The sequence below is a fragment of the Litchfieldia alkalitelluris genome (assembly GCF_002153425.1).
In the GTDB taxonomy this organism is placed as follows: domain Bacteria; phylum Bacillota; class Bacilli; order Bacillales; family Salisediminibacteriaceae; genus Evansella; species Evansella alkalicola.
The window spans coordinates 3,263,386-3,281,203 of sequence record NZ_KZ119600.1 but is presented as its reverse complement, the minus strand read 5'-3'; the positions used below and the strand labels follow the sequence as shown (position 1 = coordinate 3,281,203).

Sequence of the window (17,818 nt, the reverse complement as noted above, 5' to 3'; positions counted from 1 at the left end):
CAGATCGCCGCATGATCAGGTATGAAAATTAGAAAAAACAAAATCTCATACCCGATCCCTCATTTTCAGTGTGGATCCAGTAAAATTAAAAGGTAATAAAGCTCTATTGATGTTTATGTTCTCAACCTCTCATTGCTTTGTTCGTATTTGCAAAGTGCCATTTTGAGCAGCGATAGAGAGTGTCCTTGCCTTTAGTTTGTAAGATTAACCTTGCTGCTTGATCAACTTTTGGCCCTGCCCCTTTTGGAATTGGAAGTCCTACTTCTTTTTCCAACTTGTCCATTTCATTTAAAAAAGAATATCTAGCAAGAACGGAAGCGGCTGCAACTGCAGGGTGGAGGTTTTCGGCCTTTGTTGCGAAGTAAATTGGCTTTGTAGACTCCCATTTCTTTCCCTTTGTTTTTAAGTAATCAAAGTATTTTGGTGGTGTTACAAATTGATCAATCAAAACGCCTTCATAATTTAAACCCTCTTCTTGACACTTTTTCATCACATTGGTGATGGCCTGGTGATGAAGAAGGGCCTTCATTTGACCTTGATTCATCCCACTTTCTTGAAGAGAATTATATTTTTCATTTTTTAGAACTAATAAACTATATGTACACTCTTTAATCAATCGGGGAGCTAGTTCTTTGATGGTTGTGTCATTAATCATTTTAGAATCCTTAATTCCCCAGTTTTCAATTGTTTTCATCTGAGATTCAGAAAGATGCGCACAGACAACTGTCATTGGACCAAAATAATCACCTGTTCCAGTTTCGTCGCTCCCTAATAAAACGAGATTTGGTAAATTTCCAGGAGGTTGATAGGAATGGGAATCAACAGATTTCTTTGCACTTTTAGTAGAGCCAGTGCTAGAGGAGGAAGAGGACGTTATATTCCCTTGCCATTTCCTTGCTTCCATGGTTGCTTCTTTTCCTTGAAATAAAACTTTCCCCGATTGATAACCTGTAATGGAACAGCCACCTGTTTTGGCAGCAAATACTGCACCTTGTGGGGCTGGAACTTTTAAGAAATTTTGATAGTCTTTTTTCATGTCGTCCAATGTTTTTTTTGACACCTTAAGAACTTCATAGCTCAATAGATATTCACCCTTTTCATTGGTTTAATGGAATTAAATACTCTTTCATTAGTATAGACAACCTAACTATTTTCGTCACTGTATATGATTAATTAATACTTTATATTTTCATACACGTTTCATCATGGTATGATATAAAATAGGATTTCTATGACGAATGGAGGTCTTTGAGTGGAAGAGGGACAAGGAAAGAGTCGAACAATCGTATCCATTTATGGACAGCAGTATACTATTGTGGGTTCAGAAAACCCAGAACATGTTAAAGCGGTAGCTAAATTTATTGATCAGAAAATGCGTGATATAAAGACCAATAACCCATATTTAGATACAAATAAATTAGCTGTACTAACAGCCGTGAATATTGGAAATGAATATCTATCATTGTTAGAAGCGTTGGAAAAAGAGAAGAAAGATGAGGATTAATAGAGATGCTGAGTTTTTTACTGTTTTTTGCATTAGTCATCAGCTTTTTTGTGGGCTTTCGTAGGGGACTGATTCTCCAGCTCATACATTTGCTTGGTTTTGTCGTCGCTTTTTACGTTGCTTATAGCTATTATCAAGAAGTTGCACATTACATAAGACTGTGGATTCCATTTCCGCAATTATCTGAAGATTCCGGGCTGACTCTTTTAGTAGATGCATTTGGAGTTGAAAGAGTCTATTATAATGGAATTGCCTTTGCTATACTATTTTTTGGAACGAAAATAATTATGCAAGTTTTGGGATCATTATTTGACTTTTTAGCTCATCTGCCAATTCTTAATATGATAAATCGTTGGCTTGGTGGTATTCTAGGTTTTATCGAGGGATTATTAATCATAGTTATCGTCTTACATCTTGCTGCACTTATACAAATAGGTATTATTCAAGAAGTACTACAACATTCATCTTTTGCTCAAATGATCTTTGATTATACGCCTGTCATTTCGGATAGATTAAAGGAGCTTTGGTTAAATATTGATTAAAGGATAGCTTTCCGTTATTAGCGGGAAGCTATCTTTAATATGCTTGGTTGAATCAGTTGCACCGCAGTGGTATTAATAGATATGATGAAACAGAAAATAGACATGAAGGTGATCAAATGAGCGCATTAAATAAAAAGGAAATTATTAAAGCACTTGAGAGCATTGCAGTTTATTTAGAGATTAAAGGTGAAAATTCGTTTAAAATCTCTGCATATAGAAAAGCGGCAATGGCTCTAGAGAAAGATGAACGTACAATTAATGAAATAGAGGATCCAGCAGCACTCCAAGGTATAGGGAAAGGGACAGCTGCAGTCATAGAAGAGTTAGTTAAAACAGGTGTATCAAGCCTCCTAAATGAGTTGAAAGACGAGTTGCCAGAAGGGTTAATTCCTCTATTAAAGCTTCCAGGATTAGGGGGTAAAAAAATTGGAAAGCTTTATCGGGAGCTGAATGTTGTTGATGTACAGTCTCTTCGAAAAGCATGTGAAGAAAAAAAAGTTCAAGTTTTACCAGGATTTGGGGAGAAGACAGAAGAAAAAATATTAGCGGCTTTAGATGTGTTTGGAAAGCGTCCAGAACGGTTAACCATTGCTCAAGTTATACCTGTTGCTGAATTAATCCAGGATCGTCTAAAGGAAATGAAAGGGATCATTAGGTTCCAACTAGCAGGTAGTTTCCGCCGTGGACGTGAAACGGTAAAGGACTTAGACTTTATCTTATCAACGAAAGACCCAGTTTCTGTTGGTGAGCAAATCATTGCGATGGAAAATATTCGAGAGGTAAGCGGTCATGGTGAAACGAAGATTAGTCTTGAACTCCAGTTTGATGACCTTATTGTGCCTGTAGATTTTAGAATGGTGAAGGATTCTGAATTTACTACAACCCTCCATCATTTTACTGGATCGAAGGATCATAACGTCTTCATGCGCCAGCGTGCTAAGGAAAGTGGACAGAAGATCAGTGAATATGGTGTGGAAATTGAAGAAACAGGGGAAATCGTTACCTTTGACACAGAAGCAGCGTTCTTCAATCATTTTGGGTTAGCTTATATCCCACCTGAGATTCGAGAAGGAAAAGGCGAATTAGAGGTTTATCAGAAAAATAGTGAAGATTATCCCTTAATCGATTTAAAGGATATTCGCGGTGATTTGCATATGCATACGACCTGGAGTGATGGTGGTGATTCTATTGAGGAAATGGTAAATGCATGCCGTGAACGAGGCTATCAATATATGGCAATTACAGACCACTCACAATTTTTGAAGGTTGCTAACGGATTGACTGTTGAAAGATTGAAACGTCAACATGAGGAAATCCGTAAACTAAACGAACAGTTTAATGATTTTACTATTTTTACGGGAATAGAGATGGATATTTTGCCAGACGGTACATTAGATTATGAAGATGATGTATTAAAAGATGTGGATTTCGTCATTGCTTCTATCCATTCTGCATTTCAGCAGGACAAGCAAACGATAATGAAAAGAATACGAACTGCTATGGAGAATCCTCATGTTGCAATGATCGCACACCCTACTGGGAGAGTAATTGGGAGAAGAGAGGGTTATCCAGTAGATTATGATGAATTAATTAAAATGGCTGTAGAAACAAATACAATTTTAGAGTTAAATGCTAATCCTAATCGATTAGACTTATCTGCTGAATGGGTTGCAAAAGCACAAGCAGCAGGTGCAAAAATTGCAATTAATACTGATGCTCATCATCTTGTTTGGCTCAATCACATGGAAATTGGCGTGAAAACGGGTAAGCGAGGATGGTTGAAAAAAAGCACAGTTGTAAATACATGGTCAGAGGAAGAGTTAAGGTCATATATCCTTAAACGGTAATAGAGATAGAAAAGGAGGTGTCCCTTTTGCTAGAAAGGGTTTGTCGCATATTAGAATATAATAAAATGAAGAACCAATTAGTCCAACATGCCAGTAGTAGTTTAGGAAAACAACGGGTAGAGGAGTTAACTCCCTTATTCGATTTAACTGACATACAACATCAACAAAATGCAACATATGAGGGAACAAAGGTTTTAAGATTGAGAGGACAAGCACCGTTGGGAGGGATCCGAGACATAAGGACTGCCGTTAAGCGTGCTAAAATCGGCGGAGCTTTAAATGAAATGGAATTATTGGACATCGCTTCAACTGTTTATGGAAGTCGTAGGTTTAAGACTTTTGTTCAAGGAATGGTAGAAGATGAAGTAGAGCTTACAATCCTGCCAGAGTTAGTTGCTCAGATGACGCCGTTAACTGATCTTGAACGTGAAATTAAACAGGCGATTGATGAAAATGGAGATGTACTAGATTCTGCTAGTCCAGCTTTAAGGGGAATTCGCCAGCAAATACGATCCCAAGAATCAAATGTACGCTCAAAATTAGAAAGTATCACCCGTTCAGCGAGTGGCCGAAAAATGCTATCAGATGCTATTATAACGATACGTAATGACAGATTTGTCATTCCAGTTAAGCAGGAATACAGAAGCCACTTTGGTGGAATGGTACACGATCAGTCCGCTTCTGGAGCTACCCTATTCATTGAGCCTAGTTCCGTCGTCCAAATTAATAATGAATTAAGAGAGGCGAGAATGAAGGAGCGAATGGAGATTGATAGGATATTACATGAACTTTCTAGCCTTGTTAGTGAAGTGGCAGATGAGCTGATGACGATAGTTGAAGTCATGACAGAGGTTGACTTTATTTTTGCCAAAGGACATTACAGTCAAGAAATTAATGCTACACAACCAAAGTTAAATGATGATGGTTACATAAAAATGATGAAAGCTCGTCATCCATTAATTCCTTCTGATGAGATTGTACCAATTGATATTGAAATCGGTTTAGATTATTCTTCTCTCGTCATTACAGGACCAAATACTGGGGGGAAAACCGTTACTTTAAAAACGGTAGGTCTCTTGACTCTCATGGTTCAGTCAGGTCTACAAATTCCTTGTGAGGAAGGCTCTTCTGCTGCTGTATTTAACCATATTTTTGCAGATATTGGTGATGAACAGTCAATTGAGCAAAGTTTAAGTACGTTCTCCTCTCATATGACAAATATAGTAGACATATTGGAGCAAGTAGATCATCGCTCCCTCGTTCTTTTTGATGAATTAGGTGCTGGAACAGACCCAACAGAAGGAGCAGCATTAGCCATATCCATTCTTGACTATGTATACAATGCAGGGGCAAAGGTAATTGCTACTACCCATTACAGTGAATTGAAGGGATATGCCTATAATCGTGAAGGGGTAATGAATGCGAGTGTAGAGTTTGATGTGGAAACGTTAAGACCTACGTACAGGCTTTTAATAGGTGTACCTGGACGTAGTAATGCTTTTGCTATCAGCCGTCGATTGGGCTTAAGTGATACTATTATTGATGATGCAAAAAGCCATATAGGAGCTGATACAAATAAAATTGAGAATATGATTGCCTCTTTAGAAGACAGTAGAAAGCGCGCTGAAAAGGAAATGGAAGACACGGAACTTCTGAGGAAAGCTGCTGAAAAACTTCATCGCGATTTAGAAAATGAATTTGCCCGACTTGAAAGGGAAAAAGAAAAGGTTTTAAAAGAAGCGGAAGAAAAAGCAGCAGAATCTGTTAAAAAGGCAAAATTAGAAGCAGAATCGATTATCGGAGAGTTAAGGGAAATTCAAAAGAATAATCCTCATATAAAAGACCATGAACTAATAGACGCAAAAAAACGTCTAGAAGAAGCAACTCCAAGCTTAGTAGAAAAACGGAAACAAAAGGAGCAAGAGAAAGTAAAGCAAAAAGGAAAGAAAAAGCTTATCCCTGGGGACGAAGTAAAGGTTCTTAGCTTTGATCAAAAAGGTCACATCGTTGAACAAGTAAATGAAAAAGAGTACTTTGTGCAACTTGGTATGATGAAAATGAAAGTAAAGGCGGATGATTTACTCTACATTGACCGTCCTAAACAAGTAGAGAAAAACCCCCTATCTACCATAAGAGGGAAGGATTCGCACGTGAAAACAGAGCTCGATTTACGTGGCGAACGATTCGAGAACGCCATGATGGAAGTGGAAAAGTATTTGGACGATGCTGTTCTTGCTGGCTATCACCAAATCTCTATCATTCACGGAAAGGGTACAGGTGCTCTCCGAAAAGGTGTACAGGATTTGTTGAAATCACATCGTAACGTAAAAGGAACTCGAATGGGTAGTATGGGTGAAGGAGGCTCTGGAGTAACTGTTGTTACTTTGAAATAATAAGGAGGGGGAAATGATGGGGGATCTATTTGCCCATGAATATATATACACAGCTGGTATGTATAGTATCGTGGTTGTTTCTATCGTTGTTTATTTAACCATATTTGAATTAGTTACAAGATATAGCACTTGGACTGAGTTGAAAAATGGGAATGTAGCTGTTGCATTGGCAACAGGGGGCAAAATATTCGGTGTTGCCAATGTATTTCGTCATTCAATCATGCATAATGATTCAGTACTGGCCATGTTAGGATGGGGTACCTTTGGATTCATACTCCTAGTGTTTGTCTATTTCATTTTTGAATTTTTAACTCCAGGTTTTAAAGTAGATAATGAATTAAAGAATGATAATCGTGCTGTTGGTTTCTTGTCATTTATATTATCAGTAGCATTATCTTATATTATCGGAGCGAGTATACATTGATAAATATAAAAGGTAGTCTTGGCAGCGATATTCAATACCAATTTAATCTTTGAACAGGGCACTACAATAAAAATAGTGGTAGAATAATAGAATGAGTCATAACTGAAATAAATATTTATGTAGGTGAATATATGGAAACATTATGGAAAGTGTTAGTTGTTTTATGTGGATTATTTATTATTTCTGGTCTTGTGTATTGGTTCTTTTTTGCTTAAATAGTTTAGTTCAAGTTAGCCATGCTGTTAAGAAAAACAACAGCATGGTTTTTTTAAAAAGATACACCAGAATTTACATAATTCGGCAGTTTTTATGGAGTTGATTCAGAATGGAGACTGAAATGAGGAAGATAAGCAATTTGAGTCTTCATTTTTTCAGAATGGAGACTGAACTGGAGTAGCGAAGCAATTTGAGTCTTCATTTTGGTTATTTGAAAGAATACGGTAAAGGTTACAAGAGCCCGTAATCTTTATGGCATTCCAAAGAGTATGATCAGGACCTAGAACAACAAAGGCCGGGCGGTTATTGCCCGGCTTTTCCTATATATAAAGTCCTCTAAATAAAGGAACAAGCGGCATGCCCGCGGAAAGGGAGATGACCACAGGTTGTTTCAACAATCTAATTATCATGGGAGCCTACAAAATAACAATTTCAAAAAATATGTTTTAAAAAATACACTTCATGGGTATGGGTGAGGAGATAAGTTTTTTGCACTTTTCAAGAATTAACCCTCAAACAAATGAAGTAATTCACTTCACCTTTAGAGAAAATTCTAAAAATTGAAACAAATAGGTTTCCTTTTGAATGCGTTTTCATTAAAATAGGATTAAGAGGAGAATGCCTATCAGTGAAAAGGAAACTCAAATCATTTTTGATATAGTGCTCATGTTTGTATTTATAGTACTAATTCAAGATAAATTGGGAGTACTTTTCACTGAATTTTAAAAAGGAGAGATCTTTGTTTAAAGGGAGGAGAATGAAATGGAAACATTGACAGAAAAACCTTGGTTTGAGCACTATCCAGAAGAACAGCCTAGGACGATTGATTATGAGGTTGCAACACTACAAAGCTACCTTAAACGAGCTGCAGAAAAGTTTCCTAATAAATCTGCACTCAATTTTATGGGAAAGGAAATGACATACAGTGAGTTGTATGATTCAGCATTAAAGCTAGCGAATCAATTACGCTCTATTGGGGTAGAGCAAGGGGATCGTGTAGCAATTATGTTAGCTAATACACCTCAGGCTGTAATCTCCTACTATGGTGCCCTCTTTGCAGGAGCTATAGTAGTGCAGACAAACCCACTTTATGTGGAGCGGGAGATTGAACATCAGATGAATGACTCTGGTGCTAAGGTGATCATTTGCCTAGATCTTGTGTATCCAAGGGTAGCTAAGGTACTCGAAAAAACTAAGCTTGAACATGTCATTGTGACTGGAATTAAAGACTACTTACCTTTCCCGAAAAATGTGATCTATCCTTTCATTCAAAAGAAAAATACTGGTATTAGTGTAAATTTAACCTATAATGAAAAACTTCACCCCTTTGTAGACTTTATGAATAAAGGGGAGGCTAATGAGATTGAAGTAGACATTAATCCTAAGGAAGATTTAGCATTGTTACAGTATACAGGTGGAACAACAGGACCTGCAAAAGGGTGTATGTTGACTCACTACAACTTGACTGTCAACACGCAACAGTGTAAGGAATTGATGTATAAGATGGAAGAAGGGAATGAAGTTGTTCTTGCAGCACTTCCATTTTTCCATGTTTATGGGATGACAACGGTAATGAATTTATCTATTCGTATGGGATATAAAATGATTATTATGCCTAAGTTTGATCCAAAGGATATTTTAAAGGCGATAGAAAAGCATAAAGTGACATTATTCCCAGGGGCTCCAACGATGTACATCGGTTTATTAAACCACCCTGATATAGGAAAACATGACCTGTCATCTATCAAAGCTTGTATCAGTGGTTCAGCACCATTACCTCTAGAAGTTCAAAATAAATTTGAAAAAATCACAGGTGGCCGTTTAGTCGAAGGTTATGGTTTAACGGAGACTTCTCCTGTAGCAACTTCTAATCTTCTGTGGGAAAAACGGAAAACAGGTAGTATTGGAGTACCTTGGCCAGATACTGATGTGGCAGTTCTTTCTGCTGAAACAGGAGAGTTAGCAGGTACAAATGAAATCGGAGAGATAGTCATTCGTGGACCGCAAGTGATGAAGGGATATTGGAATCGTCCTGAGGATACACAGGCAACATTTAAAGATGATTGGTTCCTTTCAGGAGATATGGGATATATGGATGAAGATGGATTTTTCTATATCGTAGACCGAAAGAAGGATATGATTATAGCTGGAGGATTTAACATTTATCCTAGGGAAGTAGAAGAAGTTTTATATGAGCATGAGGATATTCAAGAAGCTTGTGTCATCGGTGTGCCTGACCCATATCGTGGTGAGACGGTTAAGGCCTTTATAGTACTGAAAGATGGAAGAAATGTATCAGAAAAAGAACTAGAGGAGTTTTCTAGGAAACATCTTGCAGCTTATAAGGTTCCGAGATTAATTGAATTTAGGGAAGAACTTCCGAAAACGATGGTAGGAAAAATTCTACGTCGAGTTTTAGTAGAGGAAGAAAAGAAAAAAATTAAAGAAGCAGCAGGTGTATCGGAAAAATAATACCGACAGGTGAGTGAACTAATCGCTCACCTGTTTTTTCTAATTCATAATGCTCATCTGAGCACAAACAATATTTTCAAAAAAGCTTTGGGAATTAAATTGATATAACTTCATTCAAATTCCTTACTATATGAAAAAAGTTAAAAAAGTACATTATTACAAGAAGTACATAGTTAAATCGCATTGGAATTTTGAATTTGCTATGGTAAAAAAGTGATTTTTGCAAGCTTTTTAGTAGTAACATTATTTCGAACAAAATAAAAAATTTAAAAAATTGTCACAAAATAGTTTATTTTTGTAATCGGTTTCATTACAATGGACATTAGAGGGGTTTAGAATGTCTTGTTTAGAAAGGGGATACAAAGGAGGACGTTTCATGGGGGAAATAGTTCAAAAACCGTGGTTAGCTCATTATCCGGAAGAAATTCCTACCCATATTGATTATGACGAAAAGCCGCTTCAGGAATATTTAAAGGAAGCAGCAAAGGAAGATCCTGATAAGATACTTCTTCATTTTATGGGAAAAGAGATGAGCTTTCGTGAAGTGTACGATGCGGCTCTTCGGTTTGCGAATAGTCTTCGCAGCTTAGGAGTGGAGAAAGGGGATCGCGTAGCTATCATGTTACCTAACACGCCTCAATCTGTATTTTGTTATTATGGGGCTTTGTTAGCTGGTGCCACTGTTGTTCAAACAAATCCATTATATGTAGAGCGTGAACTGGAGCATCAAATGGTTGATTCAGGTGCTAAAGTAATGGTTTGTATTGACCTAGTGTATGGTCGCGTGATGAATGTTATTAATAAGACGCAACTGGAACATGTCATTGTAACTGGTGTTAAGGACTTTTTACCATTTCCAAAAAATCTCATTTACCCATTTATTCAAAAGAGAAATTACGGTTTTAAACCTGAGGTGGAGTATAACGATAGTACCCATTCACTTGTAAAACTTTTAAAAGGTTCAAAAGTAGAAGAAATACCATTAGAAATAGATGTGAAGGAAGAATTAGCACTCCTTCAATACACAGGTGGAACGACTGGTGTAGCTAAAGGAGTAATGCTTACACACCATAATCTTGTGGCTAATACTACCCAATGTAAAGAGTGGATGTATAATACGGATCATGGAAATGAAGTTATTTTATGTGCACTACCATTTTTCCACGTGTATGGCATGACTGTAGGTATGAATTACGCAGTAATGGATCGATCAAAAATGGTAATATTGCCTCGTTTTGACACGAAGCAAGTGTTGAAGACAATTGAACAGCAACAGGCAACCATTTTTCCAGGTGCACCTACCATGTATATTGGGTTAATTAATGATCCAAACGTGAAGAAATATGATTTATCCTCCATTGAAGTATGTATTAGTGGTTCTGCGCCTTTACCAGTAGAGGTTCAGCAACGATTTGAAAGCTTAACTGGTGGTAAGCTTTCAGAAGGATTTGGCCTTACGGAAGCCTCACCTGTTACCCATTTCAATTTAATGTGGGGGGAAAGGCCTACTGGTAGTATCGGTATTCCTTGGCCAGATACTGATGTAGCCATCATATCTGCTGAAACAGGGGAAAGGGCCGAACCAGGGGAAATCGGTGAATTGGCAATTAAAGGACCCCAAGTAATGAAAGGTTACTGGAATCGACCAGAGGAGACGGAAGCAACATTTCATGATGATTGGCTTCTTACTGGTGATATGGGATACATGAATGAAGAAGGATTCTTCTACATTGTAGACAGGAAAAAGGATATGATTATTGCAGGGGGCTTTAATATTTATCCCCGAGAGATTGAGGAAGTACTCTACGAGCATGAGGCAGTTCAGGAAGCTGTAGCCATTGGGGTTCCTGATCCCTATAGAGGAGAGACAGTGAAAGTATTCATTGTATTAAAAGACGGTGCTGAAGCGACGGAAAAAGAGTTCAATGAATTTAGTAGAAAACACCTTTCTGCTTACAAAGTACCTCGCCTGTATGAATTCCGCGATGAATTGCCGAAAACTATGGTAGGTAAAGTACTACGAAGGGCTCTAGTAGATGAAGAAAAGAAGAAGTCAGAGTCAATAACAAAACAAAGCAGTTGATAAAGTGAAAGTATGAAGTAAAGCCCGCTGTGATTAACATAGCGGGCTATTTTAAAAGCTTATAGGGCCTGGTTTTATTGGTTTAATAAGGGCGGTTACTGAAAAACGCAGCTCCCACAATTACTAAGAGAATAAATAGCACTAGTGTGATTAAAAAGATCATCGATACAGCACCACCTTCCATGGTAAAACTAATACTTTTAATCTCACCTTCATAAAGGCTAATATATTGTATGTAAGTGTACAATTTAGTGTATAGTGGAGAGCGGAACTTCTCCTACAACTAGATAACTTTTCCTCATTTTTTCCTAAAAAAAAGATTATTCATTTGACAGTTAGGATAAGATAATCTAAAATAATAAACATGAATGAATGATCATTCATTTTTATTAGGGCGAATGGGGAAGTGATCATATTGGCAAAAAAACGAGGACAAAAATACGATCAAATTATCGAGGCTGCTGTAAAAGTGATTGCAGAGAATGGCTATCATAATTCACAAGTTTCTAAAATAGCCAAGGAAGCAGGCGTAGCAGACGGGACGATATATTTATATTTCACGAATAAAGAAGCAATTCTAATATCTTTATTCGAGGAGAAAATGGGGAAGTTTGTTCAACATAGTAAAGAGCAGCTGGACATAGAAACATCTGTTGAAAATAAATTACTTAGGTTAATTTCACTGCACCTTGAGCAGTTAGAAGCTGATTACAACCTAGCAATCGTTACACAGCTAGAACTAAGGCAGTCTAACATCGCCCTACGTAATAGAATTAATGAAATATTAAAAGGTTATTTAGGTTTAATCGATTCTATCATCATCGAGGGAGTGGAGGAAGGATTCTTCTCCGATGGTCTAGATATCCGAATTGCACGGCAAGTTATTTTCGGTGCTATTGATGAAGTCGTGACAAACTGGGTCATGAAAGATCACCGCTATGAACTAACACCACTAGCAGAACCTTTAAATCAAATGTTACTTAATGGTTTAAAAAAGCATTAATCGATTCTATCAAGGTAATTATTGTATACCTTGATAGAAAAGCTTTGTTTTATGAAAGGGGGTATTGTTGTGTCAACAACCAGGGTACAAGTGAGTAAGGATAGGGAAATTGGTTATGTTTCTTTAAACCAGCCTCCTGCAAATGCTTTATCGCAGACGATGATTGAGGAAATAGATGATGCATTTGAGCAACTTAGGGAAGACAAGGATGTAAAGGCTGTCATCCTTCATGGGGAAGGGCGTTTTTTTGCAGCAGGTGCAGATATTAAGGAGTTTACTAAAACTACTGGAAAAACTAAATTCACGCAGTTAGCAAAGAGTGGCCAACAAGTTTTTTCAAAAATTGAAGCGTTTCCAAAACCAGTAATTGCAGTTATTCATGGAGCAGCACTTGGAGGTGGACTAGAGTTGGCTATGGCTTGTCATATCCGTCTTGTAACTAAAGAGGCCAAATTAGGGCTACCAGAGCTTCAGTTGGGACTAATCCCAGGATTTGCGGGGACGCAGCGACTACCGAGGCTTGTTGGTAAGGCGAAAGCAACAGAAATGTTATTAACAGCTGAACCCGTTTCTGGAGAAGAGGCATGTAGGATAGGTTTAGCAAATCACTTCTACGAAGAAGATGAGATCATGGATAATGCTGTTAAGATGGCTAGAAAAATGGGGAATAAAAGTGCTACATCAATAAAATTTGCATTGGAATTATTAAATCTATCTGAAGATGCTACAGTAGAAGTGGGACAGGAAAAAGAAGCAGAGCGATTTGGGGACATATCTGAAACAGATGATGCAAAAGAAGGGATAATGGCTTTTATTGAAAAGCGAAAACCTAGTTTCAAAGATCAGTAGTAATAAATTTTTTTATATAAAATTTACTGAATATTTTAAAGAGATTTAATTAACTAATGGGAGGGAATGGCATGAATATTTATGTAATTATGAAGCGCACCTTTGACACAGAGGAAAAGATTCAAATCGAAAATGGAGAGATCGTTGATGATGGTGCAGAGTACATTATAAACCCTTATGATGAATACGCTGTGGAGGAGGCAATACAGCTTCGTGATGAGCACGGTGGGGAAGTAACAGTTGTAACTGTAGGTGATGAAGAAGCTGAAAAGGAATTAAGAACTGCCCTTGCAATGGGAGCAGACAAAGCAGTGTTAATTGAAGATGAAGATGTGGAAGAAGGGGATCAATATTCCACACAAACAATCTTAGGTGCTTACTTTGAAGATAAGGAAGTAGATATAATACTAGGTGGGAATGTGGCTGTAGATGGTGGCTCTGGTCAAGTAGGCCCACGCCTAGCAGAACAATTAGGTATTAGTCACGTCACTTCTGTAGTTAAATTAGAAATTCAAGATGGGAAAGCAACGGTAGAAAAAGATGTAGAAGGGGATATGGAAGTTATTGAGGTCGATCTTCCAGTTTTAATCACTGCACAGCAAGGATTAAATGAACCTAGATATCCGTCATTACCTGGGATCATGAAAGCGAAAAAGAAACCACTGGAAACATTGGATCTAGATGATTTAGATCTTGATGAGGAGGATGCAGAAGGAAAGACGAAGACTGTGGAAAGATATTTGCCTCCTGCAAAAGAAGCTGGAAAAATTTTAGATGGTGAACTAGATGATCAAGTCAATGAGCTAGTTTCTTTGTTAAAAACAGAAGCGAAAGTAATATAACAAACAGGAGGGGATGATAGCTATGTCAAAGAAAGTTCTAGTTATTGGTGAAGTACGTGATGGTGATTTTCGTAACGTTTCATTTGAAGCTACAGCTGCTGCAAGGGAAGTTGCGGCTGATGGTGAAGTAGTTGGAGTCTTACTGGGGGAAAATGTTAGCAGTTTAGCTAATGAACTTATATACTACGGAGCAGATCGTGTATTAACGGTTGAGAGTGATAAATTAGCAAATTATACACCTGAAGGATATGCACAGGCGATCCAAGAGGTTGTAGATCAAGAGGATCCAGACGGAATTATCTTGGGTCACACAGCTATTGGTAGAGATGTTGCTCCAAAACTTGCTGCTCGATTTAAGTCAGGATTAGTTTCAGATGCTGTTAGTTTGGAAGTTGCTGGCGATGAAGTCATTTTTACTAGACCTATTTATTCAGGGAAAGCTTTTGAAAAAATAGTTGTTCAAGATGGGCTCACTTTTGCTACTATTCGACCAAACAACATTGCTGCTTTGGAGAAAGATGAATCTCGATCTGGTGAAGTAGCAAGTGTTCAAGTAGATATTACTGACTTAAAAACGGTGATAAAAGAAGTGGTGAAAAATACAACATCTGGTGTCGACCTTTCTGAAGCATCTGTCATCGTTGCTGGTGGTCGTGGGTTGAAGGACGCTGACAACTTTAAGCTGTTAGACGAACTAGCAGAAGTATTAGGTGGTGCAGTTGGTGCATCACGTGGAGCATGTGATGCTGAATATTGTGACTATGCTTTACAAATTGGCCAAACAGGTAAAGTAGTTACACCAGACTTATATATTGCTGTTGGAATAAGTGGTGCGATACAGCACGTTGCTGGTATGTCTAACTCCAAAGTTATCGTAGCTATAAATAAGGATCCAGAAGCAGAAATTTTCCAAATCGCAGACTATGGTATTGTTGGAGATTTGTTCGATGTTGTGCCTAAGCTTACTGAAGAATTCAAAAAGGTTTTAGTTTGATTCATTCCCCTAGTGGGAATAATAAACATAGATTTACTGTCCTTCTTATACCAATTCTTATGGAAATGCACTTTCCAAAGAGTTGGTTTTTTTTAGGCTATCTATATGAGCAATATTTTTGCTTCATTAGGGTAACTTATATAATATAGGAGTGTGAACTTTTTGTTTCTAGATAAGGCTGATGAGCAAATTGTTATCTAATGTGATTTACTATCAGTATAATGTATATTAAGTAAAAAATTGTTTTATTTTTGAGGAGGAATTATTAAATGGCAATTGTAAATGTTACTGATCAAAACTTTGGGAGTGAAACAGGTCAAGGTGTAGTATTAGCTGATTTTTGGGCACCGTGGTGTGGACCTTGTAAAATGATTGCTCCTGTACTTGAAGAGCTTGATGGTGAAATGGGAGACAAAGTTAAGATTGTTAAATTAGATGTGGATGAAAATCAAGAAACTGCTAGTAAATATGGTGTGATGAGTATTCCGACACTTCTTGTTTTTAAAGACGGAGAAGTTGTAGATCAAGTGGTTGGTTTCCAGCCTAAGGAAGCTTTGGCTAGCGTACTTAACAAACACGTATAATAAGATAAACAAGAATAGAAGGCTGAAGAGGGTGAACCAGAAATATGGGGCATTCTCTTTTTTATTTCAACTGTGAGATTGAAATTCCTTATGCTATAGTGTAATCATTAAGATAGAGATTTTTCAATAATGACTGAGGAGCGAAGGGGAATGTCAGACCTGAAAGAAAAATTAGCACTTGTACCTGCACAACCAGGGTGCTATTTGATGAAAAATAAACACGGCACAATTATATATGTTGGAAAAGCTAAGCTGTTGAGAAATCGTGTCCGCTCTTATTTTTCTGGTTCACATGATAAAAAAACACAACGCCTCGTCAGTGAAATCAGAGATTTTGAATATATTGTCACTTCATCAAATATAGAAGCGTTATTGTTGGAGCAAAATTTGATTAAAAAGCATGCGCCACGATATAACGTCCTATTGAAGGACGATAAAAGCTACCCTTTTTTAAAAATCACAAAAGAAGAACACCCTCGGTTAATTACTACAAGAAAGGTAAAGAAGGACGGTGGAAAGTACTTTGGGCCATATCCCAACGTCCATGCAGCCAATGAAACAAAAAAGCTGTTAGACCGCTTATATCCATTAAGAAAGTGCCGAACCTTACCTGATAGGGTGTGTCTCTATTATCATATCGGACAGTGCTTAGCCCCATGTGAATTCGTTGTAACGGAAGAGAAAAATCAAGAAATGGTACAAGAAATCACAAGATTTTTAAATGGTGGACATAAGGAAATAAAAAAAGAGCTATCAAATAAAATGCTTGAGGCATCAGAAGCTCTAGAGTTTGAACGAGCGAAGGAATACCGTGATCAAGTGCAGCATATTGAGGCTGTGATGGAAAAGCAAAAGATGACCTTAACTGATCAAGTGGACAGGGATGTATTTGGCTTTGCTTATGATAAGGGTTGGATGTGCGTACAAGTGTTTTTCATTCGTCAAGGAAAGCTCATTGAACGAGATGTTTCCCTATTTCCAATTTATCAAGAACCTGAAGACGACTTTTACACCTATATTGGACAATTTTATTTAGATGAACAGCATCAGAAGCCAAAGGAGATATTCTTACCTGAAACGATTGATGATAAGCTTGTCTCCCAATTTATTGGTGTGAAGACTTATCAACCTAAACGGGGGCAAAAAAAGGAGCTTGTAAAGCTTGCCAGTGAAAATGCGAGTATTGCATTAAAGGAAAAGTTTGATTTAATTGAACGTGATGAACAGAAAACCATAGTTGCAGTGGAGAATCTTGGTAAGGCTTTAGGAATTGACACCCCACACCGTATAGAAGCTTTTGATAATTCTAATATACAAGGTGTTGATCCTGTTTCGGCTATGGTTGTATTTGTTGATGGTAAACCAGATAAAAAGAATTATCGAAAATATAAGGTGAAAAATGTACAAGGTCCTGACGACTATGAATCCATGAGAGAAGTGGTGAGAAGGCGTTATGTAAGGTTGTTAAAAGAAGAGCAACCATTGCCAGACCTTATTGTCATTGACGGTGGTAAAGGGCAAATCTCGGCAGCGCAGGAGATTATACAAGATGAATTAGGTTTAACGATTCCAGTATGCGGTCTTGCGAAGGATGAGAAACACAGAACGTCTCAATTAATGGCAGGAGACCCACCAGAAATGGTCCCCCTAAAAAGGACAAGCCAAGAATTTTATTTGTTACAGCGAATTCAAGATGAGGTACACAGGTTTGCAATTACTTTTCACCGTAATACAAGAAAGAAAAACATGTTCACTTCCCTAATTGACGATGTGGAGGGGATCGGTGAAAAAAGAAAACGTGCGTTATTGAAGGAGTTTGGTTCACTAAAACGCATCAAGGAAGCAACCTTGGAAGAAATAAGGGCTGTAGGAATCCCGGAAAAAGCAGCAATTGAACTTTTAGAAAAAATAAAGGAACAGTAAAGTAGGGAAAAATGTACTTCTTTTTTATAGAATTCTTATATAGATAGATTAACAGTCATAAACACTAGAAATTAATGCTCAGTATTGTTTATCACTCCGATGTTGGATAATCCACTTATAAACATGAAATAAGTGCCAAAAG

The 17,818-nt window shown here is 37.5% G+C and carries 15 protein-coding genes; 13 read left to right on the top strand and 2 right to left on the bottom strand.

Features of this window, described 5'->3' with window-relative positions; all coding sequences use genetic code 11:
• Nucleotides 1-121: 121 nt before the first annotated feature.
• Nucleotides 122-1,081 carry a ribonuclease HIII gene (rnhC, locus tag BW724_RS15865; protein ID WP_088076156.1) on the bottom strand — a complete coding sequence of 320 codons (960 nt, stop codon included), beginning with the start codon at nt 1,079-1,081 and terminating at the stop codon, nt 122-124.
• 171 nt (nt 1,082-1,252) lie between these two features.
• On the opposite strand from rnhC, the gene zapA reads away from it, so the two are divergent.
• From zapA to BW724_RS15830, 7 genes are all read left to right on the top strand, one after another.
• Nucleotides 1,253-1,504 (top strand): cell division protein ZapA, encoded by a 252-nt coding sequence (zapA, locus tag BW724_RS15860; RefSeq protein ID WP_088076155.1) that lies wholly within the window; start codon nt 1,253-1,255, stop codon nt 1,502-1,504.
• A gap of 5 nt (nt 1,505-1,509) precedes the next feature.
• Nucleotides 1,510-2,046, top strand: a complete 537-nt coding sequence (locus tag BW724_RS15855) for a CvpA family protein (RefSeq protein ID WP_088076154.1) — start codon at nt 1,510-1,512, stop codon at nt 2,044-2,046.
• A 116-nt stretch (nt 2,047-2,162) separates the two neighbouring features.
• The gene (gene polX / locus BW724_RS15850) at nt 2,163-3,893 is read left to right on the top strand and encodes a DNA polymerase/3'-5' exonuclease PolX (RefSeq protein ID WP_088077971.1); all 1,731 of its coding nucleotides are present in this window, start codon (nt 2,163-2,165) and stop codon (nt 3,891-3,893) included.
• Nucleotides 3,894-3,919: 26 nt separating this feature from the next.
• Nucleotides 3,920-6,286 (top strand): endonuclease MutS2, encoded by a 2,367-nt coding sequence (locus tag BW724_RS15845; protein ID WP_088076153.1) that lies wholly within the window; start codon nt 3,920-3,922, stop codon nt 6,284-6,286.
• A gap of 16 nt (nt 6,287-6,302) precedes the next feature.
• Nucleotides 6,303-6,710, top strand: coding sequence for a DUF350 domain-containing protein (locus tag BW724_RS15840; RefSeq protein ID WP_088076152.1), 408 nt, complete (start codon nt 6,303-6,305; stop codon nt 6,708-6,710).
• A gap of 978 nt (nt 6,711-7,688) precedes the next feature.
• Nucleotides 7,689-9,398 carry a long-chain-fatty-acid--CoA ligase gene (locus BW724_RS15835; protein WP_088076151.1) on the top strand — a complete coding sequence of 570 codons (1,710 nt, stop codon included), beginning with the start codon at nt 7,689-7,691 and terminating at the stop codon, nt 9,396-9,398.
• A gap of 376 nt (nt 9,399-9,774) precedes the next feature.
• Nucleotides 9,775-11,481: an AMP-binding protein gene (locus BW724_RS15830; protein ID WP_088076150.1), complete on the top strand. Its 1,707-nt coding sequence runs from the start codon at nt 9,775-9,777 to the stop codon at nt 11,479-11,481.
• A gap of 82 nt (nt 11,482-11,563) precedes the next feature.
• Here the strand turns inward: BW724_RS15830 and BW724_RS24455 are convergent, their stop codons facing one another.
• On the bottom strand, nt 11,564-11,644 hold the full coding sequence (locus tag BW724_RS24455; RefSeq protein WP_419178078.1) for a YjcZ family sporulation protein: 81 nt from the start codon (nt 11,642-11,644) through the stop codon (nt 11,564-11,566).
• A 252-nt stretch (nt 11,645-11,896) separates the two neighbouring features.
• On the opposite strand from BW724_RS24455, the gene BW724_RS15825 reads away from it, so the two are divergent.
• The 6 genes from BW724_RS15825 (at nt 11,897) to uvrC (ending at nt 17,676) form a co-directional block, all read left to right on the top strand.
• On the top strand, nt 11,897-12,484 hold the full coding sequence (locus BW724_RS15825) for a TetR/AcrR family transcriptional regulator (protein ID WP_088076149.1): 588 nt from the start codon (nt 11,897-11,899) through the stop codon (nt 12,482-12,484).
• A 69-nt stretch (nt 12,485-12,553) separates the two neighbouring features.
• On the top strand, nt 12,554-13,333 hold the full coding sequence (locus BW724_RS15820; protein ID WP_235848991.1) for an enoyl-CoA hydratase: 780 nt from the start codon (nt 12,554-12,556) through the stop codon (nt 13,331-13,333).
• Nucleotides 13,334-13,404: 71 nt separating this feature from the next.
• Complete coding sequence (locus BW724_RS15815; protein ID WP_088076148.1) at nt 13,405-14,175, top strand: electron transfer flavoprotein subunit beta/FixA family protein; 771 nt, start codon at nt 13,405-13,407, stop codon at nt 14,173-14,175.
• A gap of 22 nt (nt 14,176-14,197) precedes the next feature.
• Nucleotides 14,198-15,169, top strand: coding sequence for an electron transfer flavoprotein subunit alpha/FixB family protein (locus BW724_RS15810; RefSeq protein WP_088076147.1), 972 nt, complete (start codon nt 14,198-14,200; stop codon nt 15,167-15,169).
• A gap of 269 nt (nt 15,170-15,438) precedes the next feature.
• On the top strand, nt 15,439-15,753 hold the full coding sequence (trxA, locus tag BW724_RS15805; protein ID WP_088076146.1) for a thioredoxin: 315 nt from the start codon (nt 15,439-15,441) through the stop codon (nt 15,751-15,753).
• Nucleotides 15,754-15,903: 150 nt separating this feature from the next.
• On the top strand, nt 15,904-17,676 hold the full coding sequence (gene uvrC, locus BW724_RS15800) for an excinuclease ABC subunit UvrC (protein WP_216943323.1): 1,773 nt from the start codon (nt 15,904-15,906) through the stop codon (nt 17,674-17,676).
• Nucleotides 17,677-17,818 lie beyond the last annotated feature (142 nt).